Source organism: Arthrobacter crusticola (assembly GCF_004357995.1).
Classification (GTDB): domain Bacteria; phylum Actinomycetota; class Actinomycetes; order Actinomycetales; family Micrococcaceae; genus Arthrobacter_D; species Arthrobacter_D crusticola.
In genome coordinates this window covers 358,989-373,367 of sequence record NZ_SMTK01000005.1, presented here as the reverse complement: position 1 = coordinate 373,367, position 14,379 = coordinate 358,989, and the positions used below count along the sequence as shown (strand labels likewise).

Genomic DNA, 14,379 nt, shown 5'->3' with positions numbered 1-14,379 from the left:
ATCAACACCCGACCCCGCCCTCCACCGTTCCTACCGGAAGTTCTTCTGGTGGGCCTTGATGGCGGCGACGTAGTTCTTGGTGTCGCTGAACATTCCGTGGGTCTTCACGGAGTACTGGCCCTGGTAGTAGGACGCGATCGCGATGTCCTGGGACGGGCTCGTGGCGAGCAGCGAGCGGATGATCGCCACGCCGGCCGTCACGTTGTCCTGCGGATTGAGGAGGTTGAGCTTGCGCCCGACGAGGTCGCTGGCCCACTGCCCGGACATCGGGATGACCTGCATGGTGCCGATGGCGTTGGCGGGGGAGACCGCGCGCTGGTTGAAGCCCGATTCCTGGAAGGCGAAGGCCATGGCGAGGCTGGGGTCGACGCCCATTGACCGGGCGGTGTTCGCTACGATCGTGCGCATCTGGGCGGGGCTCGGGGCCGGCAGCGAGTTGAGGATCTGCTTGTTGCGGTTCGCGTCCGCGACCACGGCCTGCGGGTAGGTGACCCCGAGGAAGGTCGAGGGGACGAGGTTCGTTGGGGGCGGCGCCGTGGGGGAGCCGCCGTTGCCGGTGGGGATCGTGAGCTTCTTGCCCGGGTAGATCACCGTTGACGCCTGCAGGTTGTTCGCCTGCAGCAGCGCGGCGAGGCTCACCCCGTGGCGGGCCGCGATGGCGCCCAGGGTGTCTCCGGCCTTGATGGTGTAGCTGCCCGCCGGGGCCGTGGGCGCGGTGGGCGCGGCCGGGGCCGGGGCGGCGGGCTTTCCACTGAGAACCAGTTTCTGGCCCGGGTGGATGACCGAGGTCATGGAGAGGTTGTTGGCCTTGAGCAGGCTGTCGAGGCTCACGCCGTGGCGTGAGGCGATCGCCCCGAGGGTGTCACCGGGCTTGACGACGTAGCTGGCGGCCGGGGCGGCGGGAGCGGGCTTGGCCGGAGCCGGGGCCGACGGCTTGACGGCCGTTTTTCCGCCCACGACGATCTTCTGGCCCGGGTGGATGATCGAGGTCATGGAGAGGTTGTTGGCCTTGAGCAGGCTGTCGAGGCTCACGCCGTGGCGTGAGGCGATGGCGCCAAGGGTGTCACCGGGCTTGACGACGTAGCTGCCGGTGGTCTGGGCGCGGACCGCCGCAGGAGCCGCGGGCGCAGGGGTGGATCCAGTCACCAGCCGGATCTTCTGTCCCGGGTAGATCACCGTGGTGGGGCTCATCCGGTTGAGCTTGAGCAGGGCGCCGAGCTCGATTCCGTGTTTGCGGGCGATGGCGCCCATGGTGTCGCCGGCCTTGATCGTATACGCCGCCGGCGTTGTCACGGCAGGAACCTTCAGGGCGGGAACCCGGGCGGCAACCTCGGCCGCCGGAATGAGGGCGCGGGCCGGGGAGGCCTGCACGGTGGGGACCTGTAGCCGCACCGAGGTGGCGGGGGCGGGCTGGTGGGCCGCTGCGGATTCCGCCAGCGCCACCGAGGAAAGGATGACGGCCGGGATGGCGGCCGTGGACACGGCCAGGTTCCGCCGCCGGGAGGAGGAGGTGCCTGCGGCGCGCCGGGAGGCTCCGCTCAGGGGTGTAGACGGTGGCTGGGCAGTCATGGGCATTTCCTCATCTAGAGGCGGCCGGAGCCGCACGGTCGTCGGACCGCCGGGAGCAATCGTTCTCCTGTCCCGGCAAGCCAAGGTGCAAATGTTAGGCAATGGGTCTTCTGTGACTCCAGTTACATATGTGACTGTAGTGAATGTACACGATGACGGGCGTATCACAACAGGTGGGAAGTCCACATCAGGAGCCCGTACGGCGTGTCGGTTCCCTGCGGGCCGTGAGTAGAGGGTGCGTGCCGGGTCGTGGCACCCTTAGAAGGTGACTGAAATCGAAGAACTTGTGCCCCACTGGAGAAATCTCCCGGAGGTCGCCGAACTGCTTGGCGTCCCCATCACGAAGGTCCATGCGCTGCTCGACGAGCGCGCCCTGGTCGCCCTGAGGATCACCGACCGGAAGATCCGGAGCGTCCCCGAGGAATTCTTTGTCGACGGGGCCGTCCTCGACAGCCTCAAAGGCACCGTTGTGGTGCTCTCGGACTCCGGGTTCGAGGATGAGGAGATCATCCGCTGGCTCTATACCGAGGACGACTCGCTGCCGGGCCGTCCCATCGACGCCCTCCGCGAAGGCCGCAAGACCGAGATTCGGCGCCGGGCCCAGGCCGCGGCCTGGTAGACGGAGCCCCCTACGCAGCTCCGGGTAGACGGCGCGGGACGGACGGCGTCGGGTAGACAGCCGTCCTCCGGGCGCCGGCCGGTGCGTCCCCCGTGCGCCTGAGGGTCCGCCCGGCGCACGGTCCGGCGGTGCCGGACGGTTAGAAGGTCCGGGTCACTGCCGCTTCCGCAAGGAGCCCCAGGGCTGCCGCCGAGACCTCATCGGTCTCAAGGACGCCAAGGGCGGCAAAGGCCTCGGCCGAACGGTCCTGGATCAGCTGCTCGGTATCCCGCAGCGCCCCACTGGCTGTGATGAGCCCGCGCAGCCGGGAGACCCCTTCGTCGTCCAGGGCCGGATCGCCCAGCAGCGAGTTGAGCACGCCCTGATCACGCGGGCCGCTCCCGGCCAGGGCGCGGGCCACGAGGTAGGTCCGCTTGCCTTCCCGGAGGTCGTCTCCGGCAGGCTTCCCGGTCACCGCCGGGTCGCCGAAGACCCCGAGGACGTCGTCGCGCAGCTGGAAGGCCTCGCCGAGCGGCAGCGCAAACGCGGAAAACCGCGCCAGGGTGGCGGCGTCCGCCCCGGCCAGCGCCCCGCCGAGCATCACCGGGCGCTCGATCGAATACTTCGCCGACTTGTACCGAAGGATGTTGAGGGCCCGATCGGCCGCGGTGGCCGGCGGCAGGTCCGGGCCCACTGCCTCCTCGAGGAGGTCGAGGTACTGGCCGGCCATCACCTCGGTGCGCATCCGGTTGAAGATGGCCCGCGCGGAGGTCGCCCCGGCCCCGACGCACGCCCCGGTGAACAGCTCTTCGCTGAAGGCAAGGCACAGATCTCCGGCGAGGATGGCCGACGACGTACCGAAACGGTCGGCGTCGAGGTGCCACCCGGCGCCCAGGTGCTGCTGCCGGAACTGCCGGTGGATGCTGGGTGCCCCGCGGCGCGTCTCCGACCGGTCGATGACGTCATCGTGCATCAGGGCCGCGGCCTGGAAAAACTCGAGCGCTGCTCCCGCCCGTGCCACCGGCTGCAGGTCACCCGTCCCGCCGGCGGCACGCCAGCCCCAGAAGCAGAGAAGGGCGCGGATCCGTTTTCCCCCGGAGGTCAGCCCGCGGATGGCGGACAGCAGCGACAGTGACTCGGGGGAGATCTCGGTGAGGAGTTCCTCCTGCGCTGCGAGGAACGCGCCGGTTTCCTCGGACATGGACGAGAGGAAGGCGCCCTGGTGACGGCGGACCGAGTCCGTGAGGCGGTTGTCCGGGTCGGCGGGTCGGGTGGCGGACTGCATGGATTCCCCGTACGGCTAGGCAGGCGTGAACGGATCCAACTCTAAACCCCCTCGGCCGGGGCCCCCAGCCGGGCCCGGGCCCCGGCCGCCGGTGTCGGGGACCTCGGATACGATGGCTCCGTGGTGAACGGGACTCGGGACCAGCTGCCGGCCGGCGCAGAGTGCACCATCCTGCACATCGACATGGACGCTTTCTATGTCTCGGTCGAACTGATGAGCCGGCCCGAACTCCGGGGCGTTCCGGTTATTGTCGGCAGCCCGTCGGGCCGCTCGGTCGTCCTGTCCGCCTCCTACGAAGCCCGCCGGTTCGGCGTCCGCTCCGCCATGCCGATGGCCGTGGCGATGCGGCGCTGCCCGTCGGCCGTGGTCCTCGAGCCCCATCACGACCGCTATGCGGAGGTGTCGGCGGCGGTGATGGAGATCTTCCGATCGGTCACCCCGCTGGTCGAACAGCTCAGCGTCGATGAGGCCTTCCTCGACGTCGCCGGAGCCACGCGCCGGCTGGGACACCCCCGGGAGATCGGGGAGCAGATCCGCGCGGAAATCAGCAGGAGCCTCGGCATCACGGCCAGCGTGGGCGCTGCCACCACCAAATTCGTCGCGAAGATCGCCTCGACCCAGGCCAAACCCAATGGACTCCTGCTGGTGCCCGGAAGCGACACGGTCTCCTTCCTCCACGCCCAGCCGGTCTCCGTGCTGTGGGGAGTGGGCGCCAAGACCCAGGAGACCCTCGCCCGTCTGGGCATCCGGACCGTGGAGGACCTCGCCTCCACCCCGGTCTCGGCGCTCACCAAGCTCCTGGGCACCTCCGGCCGGCACGTCCACGAACTGGCCTGGGGCAGGGACCCACGCAAGGTCGTCGTCTCCCGTGCCGAGAAGAGCATCGGGGCGGAGGAGACTTTCGCGCAGGATGTGACCGATACCGCCGTCCTGCACCGGGAACTCCTGCGGCTCGCCCACCGGACCGCCACCCGGCTGCGCGCCGCGGGCCTCTCGGCGCAGGGCGTCTCCCTCAAGCTCCGCTATGCCGACTTCTCCACCCTGACCCGTTCGAAGAAGCTTGCCGAGCCCGTCGACAGCGCCCACGCGCTCTACGGCGCAGCGACGGCCCTGCTGAGTGCGCTCGGGGAGCGTCCCCTGGCCGTGCGGCTGATCGGGCTGCGGGCCGAACAGCTTGGATCCGGGGGAGCGGGGGCCCACCAGATGACGATCGACAGGCAGGATGACAACTGGCGGACGGCGGAGGTTGCCCTCGATGCGGTGAACCGGAAATTCGGCGCCGCCGGGGTGCGGCCGGCGGGTCTGCTGGGCCCTCCGGCGCCGCGCGCGGCCCGGCGCGGAAATCCGCCCGGTAACGCTACATTGTGACTTTCAAGTTACCGTGGTGAGAACTACTCTTGGTGTAGGTCAATCGATCTCCGGCATCCGCGCTGCGCAGCCCCACGGCCGCGCGGCGCGGACCGGAACGGCGGGCCCCGCCGGGAACCATCCCGGGGCCGGACTCGTTGGTTGGATGAAGGAACGTTGGCACTTACATCAAGGAGGCCGTGATGGCACTCTCGGAACACGAGCAGAGGTTGCTCGATCAGCTCGAACAGCAGCTTCACGCCGACGATCCGAAATTCGCACACTCGATGGCGTCAAGTACACGGCGGTCGATGTCGACCCGAAGGCTCGTCATCGGCTCGCTTGTCACCATTGCGGGAATCCTGGTCCTCCTTGCGGGCATCGGATCCCAGCTCATCGTGGTGGGGGTGGCCGGCTTCATCGTGATGGGCGCCGGCGTCTACTTCGCGACGACGAAAGCCAAGACCGTCGAGACAGGGCACACCGCGGGGCTCCCGTCCAAGCCTGCCTCCGCCGGCAGGAGCGGCTTCATGAGCAGCCTCGAAGACAAGTGGGAGGAGCGGAAGCGGGATCAACCCTGATCCCGCCCTTGACGGCCCGTCACCGGTAAGCAAACCGGCCCCGGACTGACCTTTCCGAAAGACCCGCACCCGCGGGTCTTTCGTCATTTAAGGCCCCTGCCGGCGCGCGCCTTCCGGGCGCATCCCGGGAGCTTTCCGACCTTCCGCACGTCTCCGCCAGGGTGCTGCGGCGCTTTCACATGCGTACCAAAAGTGCTTCCAACGCGCCCGAAACAAAAGTGGAGGGACCGGTGGTGTCGGTGGATTGACTGTGGAGCGTTGTGGAGTAAAGTGGGGAATATAAGAGCGAATCGGTAACGAACCGGCCTTCGCCCGAGTCAGAACAGGCGGTGGGGGATGTTCCTCGGGACCCATACCCCCCGTCTCGATGAGAAGGGCAGGTTGATCCTGCCGGCGAAGTTCCGGGAGGAACTCTCGTCCGGTTTGGTGCTGACCAGAGGGCAGGAACGTTGCATTTACGTTTTTAGCCAGAGCGAATTCGAAAAGGTTCACGAGCAAATGAGGTCGGCTCCGATTTCTTCCCGTCAGGCACGGGATTACATTCGGGTTTTCCTCTCCGGGGCTTCGGATGAAGTGCCGGATAAGCAGGGCCGGATAACTATTCCGCCCGCGCTTCGCTCGTATGCCGGATTGGATCGGGAGCTCGCAGTGATCGGCGCGGGAAGCCGGGCCGAGATCTGGGATGCGGAAGCCTGGAACAGCTATCTGGAGGAGAAGGAAACAGCGTTCTCCGAAACGGATGATGAGGGACTGCCGGGAATCTTCTAGGCGGCACCGGCTCCCCGGCCGGAACCACCGAAAAGACCAGACCGCCCGGTCCGGAACAACTGCACAAAAACGACGCGGCGTGAATTTCTTGGATGAGATCTCCAGCCGCCGGACGCCCTGATTCACCTGGCTTCACTTCCCCGGAGCCAGGCGGACGGACGGCCGGCCGGATGGGGATCTGATTCAAGGACACCTCCCGACGCGTGGACCATTCGTACCAACCGACCGCACCAACACCGCTTAGGTGGTGCGGGTGGACAGCCACACTCAGGAAGGAGTCAGTGCATGAGCGATGAGCGCCCGACCGGCGATCGGCACATCCCGGTTCTGCGCGAACGCTCCGTCATGCTCCTGGCTCCCGCCGTCGAGGCCGCCGCCGCGGCAGACCGCCGTCCCGTCATTGTCGATGCGACCCTCGGGATGGGCGGACACTCCGAAACCATGCTCGAGGCCTTCCCCACGGCGCACCTCGTGGGGATCGACCGCGACCCCCAGGCCCTGAGCCTCGCCGGTGCCCGTCTCAGCCGGTTCGATGACCGGCTTGACCTCGTCCACGCCGTCTACGACGAGATCGGCGAGGCCCTCGCCGATCTCGGGATTCCCGGCGTCGACGCCGTCCTCTTCGACCTTGGGGTCTCCTCGCTGCAGCTCGACGAACGCGAGCGGGGATTCGCCTACTCCTACGACGCGCCGCTCGACATGCGGATGGACACCAGCCGCGGGGCCACCGCCGCCACGATCGTCAACACCTACTCCCGCGAGGACCTCCTGCGGATCATCCGCTCCTGGGGCGAGGAGAAGTTCGCCGGACGGATCTCCTCCGCCATCGTCGAGGCACGCGCCGCCGCTCCCATCACGACCACGGGCCGGCTCGTCGAAGTCATCCGCTCGGTCGTGCCAGCCTCGGCCGCCCGCACCGGCGGCCACCCCGCCAAGCGCACCTTCCAGGCGCTGCGGATCGAGGTCAACGAAGAGCTGACCGTGCTCCAGCGGGCCGTGCCGGCCGCCATCGACGCCCTGAGTGTCGGTGGCCGGATCGTCGCGCTGTCCTACCACTCCCTCGAGGACCGGATCGTGAAGAGCGCCTTCGCGGCCGGAAGCAAGTCTTCGGCTCCGGTCGGGTTCCCGGTGGAACTCGAGGAGCACAAGCCATATCTGCGGCTTCTCACCCGGGGCACCGAGGCTCCGACGGAGCAGGAGATACAGGAAAACCCCAGGGCGGCGTCGGCGAAGCTCAGGGCTGTCGAAAAAATCACACGAGGTCCCAAGGACAGGAAAACAACATGAGCCAGGCATTGAGTGCGCACACCCGGCCACCCGCGACTTCCGGCAGCAGCGCCCTTGCCTCTCATCCCGTCCGCCGCGGAAGGCCCTCGCCCGGAACGCCCCAACGCCCCCGGACACCGCTCTCGGTGGTTCCGGCGCGCCCCTCGCGCCGCCGGGTGCCCTTCGCGGTGTTCAGCTGCGCGCTGCTGGTCGCCGCGCTCGTGGCCGTGCTGATCCTTAACATCTCCGTCTCGAGCACCCAGTACGAACTGGTCCAGCTCCGCGGCCAGCAGGTGGCGCTGAGCCAGGAGAACGAAGCCCTCGTCCAGCGGCTCGAAGACCGCGGCGCGCCCCAGAACCTGGCAGCCGCCGCAACCAAGCTCGGCATGGTGTCCTCCCCGACGTTCGGCTCCATTGACCTTGAGATTGGAAAGGTCACAGGCACCCCCGAGCCCGCCAAGGAAGGCAGCACCCCCGAAGCGCTCATTGCCGCGCCCGAGGTCGTCACGGCCCAGGGCGCACCCGTTCCCGCCCCGCCCGCGGCACCGGAGGCCGCCGCGGAACCGGAGCCCGCTCCGGCGCCCGCCGAGGCCGCGCCCGTCCCGGCGCCGGCCGACGCCGCCGAAGGGCAGGCCGCGGAGGCTCCCGCGGCTGAGGCTCCCGCGGTCGAACTGCCGGAGCAGGCACGCAGCGCGGTACCCGGGCAGGGCGCTGCCCCCGAGCACCCCACCGGCGCGGCCGGCGGCACCATCCCCGGTCCCGCCCAGTTCCCCAGCTCCCGCTAGGAACCCGGCCCGCCGGGCCGCCCGTTCCCCGCCAAGAAACTCCCCGCGATCATCAAGGACCCCACGTGGCACACCCCAAAGCCGGCAGCCAGGACGCCCTACGCGTAGCGCTCGGATCTCGGCGCTTGCGCATAGGGCTTGCCTTCGTCCTGGTCCTGCTGCTGGTACTCGGCGTCCGCTTGTTCCAGCTGCAGGCCCTCGACCTGAACGGGCTGGCCCAGGCCGGTCTGTCGAAGCGGCTCACCACCACCGCGGTGCAGCCGGTGCGCGGATCCATCGTCGACACCAACGGGAAGTACTTCGCCCGCAGCGTCGAACGCTTCGACATCGTCGTCGACCAGCGGCTCAGCGGCGGTGAAACCTTTGACCGGTACAACGAGGAGCTGGGCGAACGGGAACTCGACCTGCCGATCGAGCAGGGTTTCGATGAGCTTTCAGCAGTGCTCGGCATCGACGCCGAAACCCTGCGCGCCTCCATCCAGGGGGACAAGAGCTTCAACTACGTGGCCCGCACCGTCACCCCCGAGGTCAAGAACCGCGCCCTGGCCGTCGGCCTGCCGGGCGTGTACGCGGACAAGACGAGTGTGCGCACCTACCCGGCGGGTTCGGTGGCCGGGTCGATCATTGGCTACGTCGGCCCGGACGGGGAGCCCCGCGAGGGCCTTGAGCTGTCCCTGACCGACAAGCTCACCGGCAAGGCGGGCAGTAAGACCTATGAGATCGGCGGCGACGGGATCCGCATCCCCTACGCCACCAACGAGGACGTGCCCGCCAAGGACGGCCAGTCCGTGAAGCTCACCATTGACCAGGACCTCCAGTGGTTCGCGCAGCAGACCATCGCCTCGCAGGTAAAGGACTACAACGCCGAGTGGGGCAATATCGTCGTCGTCGAAGCCAAGACCGGAGCCATTCGGGCTCTCGCCGAATCGACGACGCCGGACCCCAACAACCCGGGGGCCACCCCGCCCGAGTTCCGCAGCCCGCTGTCGGTGACCGCGGCCTTCGAGCCCGGCTCGACCACCAAGCTGATCACCCTTGCCGCCGGGCTTGAGGAAGGGATCATCGAGCCGACCACCCGGTTCGAGATCCCCCCGCTCTACACCGTGGGGAACCAGACGTTCAAGGACGCCTACGCGCACGGCGAGGAGCGCCGCACCGTGGCCGGCATCTTCGCCAAGTCGCTCAACACGGGCACCGTCAAGATTGGCGAGCAGCTCACCAAGCAGCAGCGCTACGACTGGTTGAAGAAGTTCGGAATCGGCGAGGAGCTGAACACGGGGCTCAACGGCGAAACCCGCGGCCTCCTGCCAAAGCCCGAAACCTGGGACGACCGCCAGCAGTACACGGTCCTCTTCGGGCAGGGCCTGGCCCAGACCGCCCTCCACACCGCCATGGTGTTCCAGACGGTCGCCAATGACGGCGTCCGGCTCCCGCCCCGGCTGATCGACGCCTACATCGATCCGGACGGCACCGAACACAAGGTGCCCCAGGGCGAGGGCACCGAGGTCGTCTCGGAACCGACGGCCAAGAAGCTGCAGAAGCTCCTCGAGACGGTCACCGTCGAAGGCTCAGGCAAGTCCGGCGCGCTCGAACAGTACCGGGTCGGTTCGAAGACCGGCACCGCCGAAGCGCCCGGGCCCAACGGCGGATACGACGGCTACACTCTGTCCTATGCCGGGATCGCCCCGATCGAGGACCCTGAATACGTTGTGGTGGTGACCCTGCAGCGTCCGCAGGGCGACCTCTATTACCTTGTGCCGGGCGAATCGTTCCAAAAGGTGATGAAGCAGGTCCTCAACGCATCGAACGTTCCACCGTCGGCGGGTAAGCCCGAGGCCTACCCCGTCGAATACTGATCCGAAAGTAAAAGCTCCGTGTCAATCAACACCCCTCCAAGCGCCGCAGGCCTTGGAATGAGGCCCCGGCATGTCCAACCGGTGTCCCTTGCCGCTGCCCTGGGCGGGCTCGACGCCGCCCTGCCCACCATCACCGTGGACGGGGCGCCGGTGCGGGATTCGCCGGTGGGCTCCCTGCAGCTGACCGGGGTGGCCGTTGACTCCCGGGCCGCCGCTCCCGGCGACCTCTACATCGCCGTGCCCGGCGCGCAGCGCCACGGGGCCGAGTTCACCGCGCAGGCAGTTGCCGGCGGGGCCGTCGCCGTGCTGACTGACGCCGAAGGGGCCGCCCTGGTCGGGGCGGGGCCCGCCGCCTCCGCGCTCCCGGTCCTCGTGGCGGAGCGGCCCCGGCTGCTCGTCGGCCCGCTGTCAGCCGCCGTGTTCGCCAGCCAGCCCGCCGACGCCGCGCGGCCGGTGCTTTTCGGGGTCACGGGCACCAACGGCAAAACCACCACCACCTACTTCATCAACGCCCTCCTGCGGGCCCTGGGCCGCACCACCGGGCTCATCGGCACCATCGAGATCCTCGCCGGAGCCGAGGCCATCCCAAGCACCCTCACCACTCCCGAATCACCGCAGGTCCACTCCCTCCTTGCCCTGATGCGCGAACGCGGACTCGGCGCGGCCGCCATGGAGGTCTCCTCCCACGCCCTCGAATACGGCCGGGTGGACGGCGTGGTGTTCGACGTCGCCGGCTTCACCAACCTCACCCAGGACCACCTCGACCTGCACGGCGACATGGAGTCCTACTTCGCCGTCAAGGCCTCCCTCTTCGGCGCCGGACGCTCCCGCGTCGGCGTGGTCACCGTCGACGACGAATGGGGCGCGCGGATGGCCGCGGCCGCCACCGGGCCGGTGGTGACCCTGCGCACCGACCCGGACGCGCCGGCCGGTGCGTCCGCGGACTGGACGGTCGAGGCGATCGAACCGGCTGGCCTGGGCCACCGGTTCACCCTGCGCGGGCCCGGCGGGACGGCCCTGGCGCTGTCGACGGGCCTTCCGGGCACGTTCAACGTCTCCAACGCGGCCCTTGCCGCGGTGATGGTGCTCGCCTCCGGGGTGGACCCGGAGGATCTGCAGCGCGCCGCCGCCGCACACGATCCCTTCACCGTGCAGGTGCCCGGGCGGATGCAGCTCATCAGCGACGCTCCGACGGGCATCGTGGACTTCGCCCACAACCCCGACGCCCTGGTGCGCACCCTCGCCGCGGTGCGCCGCCCCGATCCCGGCTCCCGGGTCATCATCGTGTTCGGCGCCACCGGACAGCGCGATGAGACCAAGCGGCCCATCATGGGAGCGGCCGCGGCGCGCCTCGCCGACGTGGTCATCGTCACCGACGACGACCCGCACGACGAGGACGAGGAACAGATCCGGCGCGGTGTCCTCGCCGGCGCACGGGAGGCGGTGCGGGCCGAAAACCTTGCCTGCGAGGTGCTCGAGGTGTTCCCCCGGGCGGAGGCCATCGAGGCGGCCGTGGCGATGGCGGGGGAGCGGGACACCGTCCTGGTCGCGGGCCGGGGCCACGAGGTCTGGCAGGAGATCAAGGGCGTCAACCACGCCCTCGACGACCGCGTGGAGCTCGCCGCCTCGTTGACAAGGCACGGATTCTCTGTGCGCACGCCTGTGGCGATAGAGTCCTAGACCGTCATGATTGAATTCAGCGCAGCCGACATCGCGGCACTCACCGGCGGCCACCTTTCACAGGGTGCCAGCCGAAACCCCACCCTCACCGTCACCTCCGCGGCCACCGACTCGCGCGAGGTCCTCCCGGGGGGCCTGTTCATCGCCAAACCCGGCGAGGTGACCGACGGCCACGACTACGCCGTCCAGGCCTTCGCCGCGGGCGCCGTCCTGGCCCTCGCCGAGCGCCCGGTCAGCGGAGCCGATGGATCCGACCTGCCCGCCGTGATCGTGCCCGACGCCGTGCTCGCCATGGGGGTCCTCGCCGCCGAGTCCGTGCGCCGGCTCCGCGCCAGCGGACCGCTGACCGTCGTGGGCATCACCGGGTCGGCCGGGAAGACCACCACCAAGGACCTCCTGGCCGGCCTGTTGGACGCCGAAGGCCCCACCGTGGCACCCACCGGTTCCTATAACGGCGAGGTCGGGGTCCCGCTGACGGTGTTCCGCGCCGACTACGGAACGCGCTACCTCATCATCGAGATGGGTGCCACGAAGGCCGGCAACATCACCTACCTTGCGGACATGGTCCAGCCGGACATCGGCGTCGTGCTCGGCGTCGGCTCCGCCCACGTGGGGGAGTTCGGCGGGGTGGAGGCCATTGCCCGCGCCAAGGGCGAGCTGTTCGCCGCCCTGGGCCCCGGAGCGACGGCCGTGATCAACGCCGACGACGAGCGGGTGCTGGCCATGCGTTCGCGCACCAGCGCCCGGCGCGTCTACTTCACCTCCTCCGGGGACTTCGAGGCCGCCGACGGTGACATCCTCGCCGCGGCCGGGAGCACCACGACGCCCGAGGGCCACCCCGCCTTCGACCTCGTGCTCCCCGACGGCACCTCCCACCCGGTGGTGTCCCCGCTGCTGGGCCTCCACCATACGGCCAACCTGCTCGCGGCCGCCTCCGTGGGCTGGGCCCTCGGCGTGCCCGGGGAGCGCATCGCCTCCGCGCTCCGCACCCAGGCCGCGAAGAGCCGCTGGCGGATGGAACTCACCGAACGGGCCGACGGGGTCACCGTCATCAACGATGCCTACAACGCCAACCCGGAGTCGATGCGGGCGGCCCTGCGCACCCTTGCCGAACTCGGAGCCGGCCGGCGCCGCACCTGGGCCGTACTGGGCGAAATGCTTGAACTGGGGGAGTCCTCCATCGAGGAGCACGATCTCCTCGGCCGGGTCGTCGTGCGGCTGAACATCTCCAAGCTCGTCGTCGTCGGCGGCGACAACGTCCGCGCCCTGTTCAACGGCGCCCTGCTCGAAGGCTCCTGGGGCGACGAGATCCAGCAGGTGCCCGATGCGGAGGCGGCCGAGGCGCTGCTGCGGGCCGAGCTGCGGCCCGGTGACATCGTGCTGTTCAAGTCCTCCAACGGGGCGGGCCTGAGGTTCCTGGGGGATCGGATAGCATTGCTCCCTGATGCTGCCGGCTCGCCGGATCCAGTGCCACCGCACCCCATCCAGCCTCCAGCCGCCAGCCCGGACGGCACTGCCCCCCGAAGGAGCCCCCAGCCGTGATCGCCCTCCTGATCGGTTCGGCGTCGGCGCTGTTCTTCGCACTTGTCGGCACTCCACTTTTCATAAAACTCCTGGTCCGGAAGAGCTACGGCCAGTTCATCCGCGACGACGGCCCGACGGCGCACCACACCAAGCGCGGCACCCCCACCATGGGCGGCGCGGTGATCGTCGGCTCGGTGCTGCTCGCCTACTTCCTCACCCACGGCGTGATGGCGCTGCTCGGCGCCTCGACCGGGCCGAGTGTCTCGGGACTGCTCCTGCTGCTGGTGACGGCCGGGATGGGCGCCGTCGGTTTCTTCGACGACTACATCAAGATCTCCAAGCAGCGCAGCCTCGGGCTCAGCGCCGGCGCGAAAATCGCCGGGCAGAGTTTCGTCGGCATCCTCTTCGCGGTGCTGGCCCTCCAGTTCCCGGACGAGCAGGGCCGCACGCCGGCTTCGACGGCCATCTCCTTCCTGCGGGACACGTCGGTGGACCTTGCCTTCGCGGGCACGCTGGTCGGGGCGATCCTGTTCGTCCTGTGGTCGAACCTGATCATGACCGCCGCCACCAACGGGGTGAACCTTGCCGACGGGCTCGACGGGCTCGCCGCGGGCGCTTCCATCCTCGTCTTCGCCGCGTACATGCTGATGGGCATCTGGCAGTCCAACCAGAGCTGCGGCTCCCTGCAGGTCCCGGTGAACGTCTGCTACGAGGTGCGCGACCCGCTGGACCTGGCGCTCATCGCCGGATCGATGGCCGGCGCGCTGGTGGGCTTCCTATGGTGGAACACCTCGCCGGCGAAGATCTTCATGGGTGACACCGGCTCCCTGGCGATCGGCGGCGCGATCGCCGGCTTCGCGATCCTCTCCCGGACCCAGCTCCTGCTGGTGGTCATGGCGGGCCTGTTCGTGATGATCACCCTCTCGGTGATCATCCAGGTCGGCTACTTCAAGGCGACCGGCGGAAAGCGCGTCTTCAAGATGGCGCCGCTGCAGCACCACTTCGAGCTGAAGGGCTGGCAGGAGGTCACAGTCGTGGTCCGGTTCTGGATCCTCGGCGGCCTCTTCGTGGCCGTGGCGCTCGGTATTTTCTACGCGGATTGGGTAGTGGGTTGACGGAC

Annotated in this window: 12 protein-coding genes; 10 read left to right on the top strand and 2 right to left on the bottom strand. The window is 69.0% G+C overall.

Features of this window, described 5'->3' with window-relative positions:
* Positions 1-30: 30 nt before the first annotated feature.
* Positions 31-1,569, bottom strand: a complete 1,539-nt coding sequence (locus tag E2F48_RS15685; protein WP_133404872.1) for a lytic transglycosylase domain-containing protein — start codon at positions 1,567-1,569, stop codon at positions 31-33.
* Positions 1,570-1,834: 265 nt separating this feature from the next.
* Here E2F48_RS15685 and E2F48_RS15680 point away from each other — a divergent pair, with 265 nt between their 5' ends.
* A complete protein-coding gene (locus E2F48_RS15680) occupies positions 1,835-2,188 on the top strand; it encodes an Rv2175c family DNA-binding protein (RefSeq protein WP_133404871.1) in 354 nt (117 codons plus the stop codon).
* Positions 2,189-2,327: 139 nt separating this feature from the next.
* On the opposite strand, the gene E2F48_RS15675 is transcribed toward E2F48_RS15680, so the two are convergent.
* Entirely contained in the window at positions 2,328-3,452 is a 1,125-nt protein-coding gene (locus E2F48_RS15675; RefSeq protein WP_133404870.1) for a polyprenyl synthetase family protein, read from the bottom strand.
* Between the two features lie 120 nt (positions 3,453-3,572).
* On the opposite strand from E2F48_RS15675, the gene dinB reads away from it, so the two are divergent.
* The 9 genes from dinB to mraY all read left to right on the top strand — a co-directional run bounded on the left by dinB (position 3,573) and on the right by mraY (position 14,374).
* Positions 3,573-4,820: a DNA polymerase IV gene (dinB, locus tag E2F48_RS15670; protein WP_281274825.1), complete on the top strand. Its 1,248-nt coding sequence runs from the start codon at positions 3,573-3,575 to the stop codon at positions 4,818-4,820.
* Between the two features lie 182 nt (positions 4,821-5,002).
* Complete coding sequence (locus E2F48_RS15665; protein WP_133404869.1) at positions 5,003-5,380, top strand: DUF3040 domain-containing protein; 378 nt, start codon at positions 5,003-5,005, stop codon at positions 5,378-5,380.
* Positions 5,381-5,716: 336 nt separating this feature from the next.
* Complete coding sequence (gene mraZ, locus E2F48_RS15660; protein ID WP_133404868.1) at positions 5,717-6,148, top strand: division/cell wall cluster transcriptional repressor MraZ; 432 nt, start codon at positions 5,717-5,719, stop codon at positions 6,146-6,148.
* A gap of 285 nt (positions 6,149-6,433) precedes the next feature.
* Positions 6,434-7,435, top strand: a complete 1,002-nt coding sequence (gene rsmH / locus E2F48_RS15655; RefSeq protein WP_133404867.1) for a 16S rRNA (cytosine(1402)-N(4))-methyltransferase RsmH — start codon at positions 6,434-6,436, stop codon at positions 7,433-7,435.
* Complete coding sequence (gene ftsL / locus E2F48_RS15650) at positions 7,432-8,199, top strand: cell division protein FtsL (protein WP_133404866.1); 768 nt, start codon at positions 7,432-7,434, stop codon at positions 8,197-8,199. Before rsmH ends, ftsL begins: the two co-directional genes overlap by 4 nt.
* A gap of 65 nt (positions 8,200-8,264) precedes the next feature.
* Entirely contained in the window at positions 8,265-10,055 is a 1,791-nt protein-coding gene (locus E2F48_RS15645) for a peptidoglycan D,D-transpeptidase FtsI family protein (protein ID WP_133404865.1), read from the top strand.
* A 57-nt stretch (positions 10,056-10,112) separates the two neighbouring features.
* Positions 10,113-11,735, top strand: a complete 1,623-nt coding sequence (locus tag E2F48_RS15640; protein ID WP_133404939.1) for a UDP-N-acetylmuramoyl-L-alanyl-D-glutamate--2,6-diaminopimelate ligase — start codon at positions 10,113-10,115, stop codon at positions 11,733-11,735.
* A gap of 6 nt (positions 11,736-11,741) precedes the next feature.
* Positions 11,742-13,277, top strand: coding sequence for a UDP-N-acetylmuramoyl-tripeptide--D-alanyl-D-alanine ligase (locus E2F48_RS15635; RefSeq protein WP_133404864.1), 1,536 nt, complete (start codon positions 11,742-11,744; stop codon positions 13,275-13,277).
* On the top strand, positions 13,274-14,374 hold the full coding sequence (mraY, locus tag E2F48_RS15630) for a phospho-N-acetylmuramoyl-pentapeptide-transferase (protein WP_120169699.1): 1,101 nt from the start codon (positions 13,274-13,276) through the stop codon (positions 14,372-14,374). The genes E2F48_RS15635 and mraY overlap by 4 nt, the downstream gene beginning before the upstream one ends.
* Positions 14,375-14,379: the final 5 nt, after the last annotated feature.

Excerpts from the sequence above, each read along its gene's own strand:
- mraZ (WP_133404868.1), top strand. The coding sequence starts at position 5,717 with ATGTTCCTCGGGACCCATACCCCCCGTCTCGATGAGAAGGGCAGGTTG.
- rsmH (WP_133404867.1), top strand. The coding sequence starts at position 6,434 with ATGAGCGATGAGCGCCCGACCGGCGATCGGCACATCCCGGTTCTGCGC.
- E2F48_RS15635 (WP_133404864.1), top strand. The coding sequence starts at position 11,742 with ATGATTGAATTCAGCGCAGCCGACATCGCGGCACTCACCGGCGGCCAC.
- E2F48_RS15640 (WP_133404939.1), top strand. The coding sequence starts at position 10,113 with ATGAGGCCCCGGCATGTCCAACCGGTGTCCCTTGCCGCTGCCCTGGGC.
- ftsL (WP_133404866.1), top strand. The coding sequence starts at position 7,432 with ATGAGCCAGGCATTGAGTGCGCACACCCGGCCACCCGCGACTTCCGGC.
- E2F48_RS15675 (WP_133404870.1), bottom strand. The coding sequence starts at position 3,452 with ATGCAGTCCGCCACCCGACCCGCCGACCCGGACAACCGCCTCACGGAC.
- E2F48_RS15665 (WP_133404869.1), top strand. The coding sequence starts at position 5,003 with ATGGCACTCTCGGAACACGAGCAGAGGTTGCTCGATCAGCTCGAACAG.
- E2F48_RS15685 (WP_133404872.1), bottom strand. The coding sequence starts at position 1,569 with ATGACTGCCCAGCCACCGTCTACACCCCTGAGCGGAGCCTCCCGGCGC.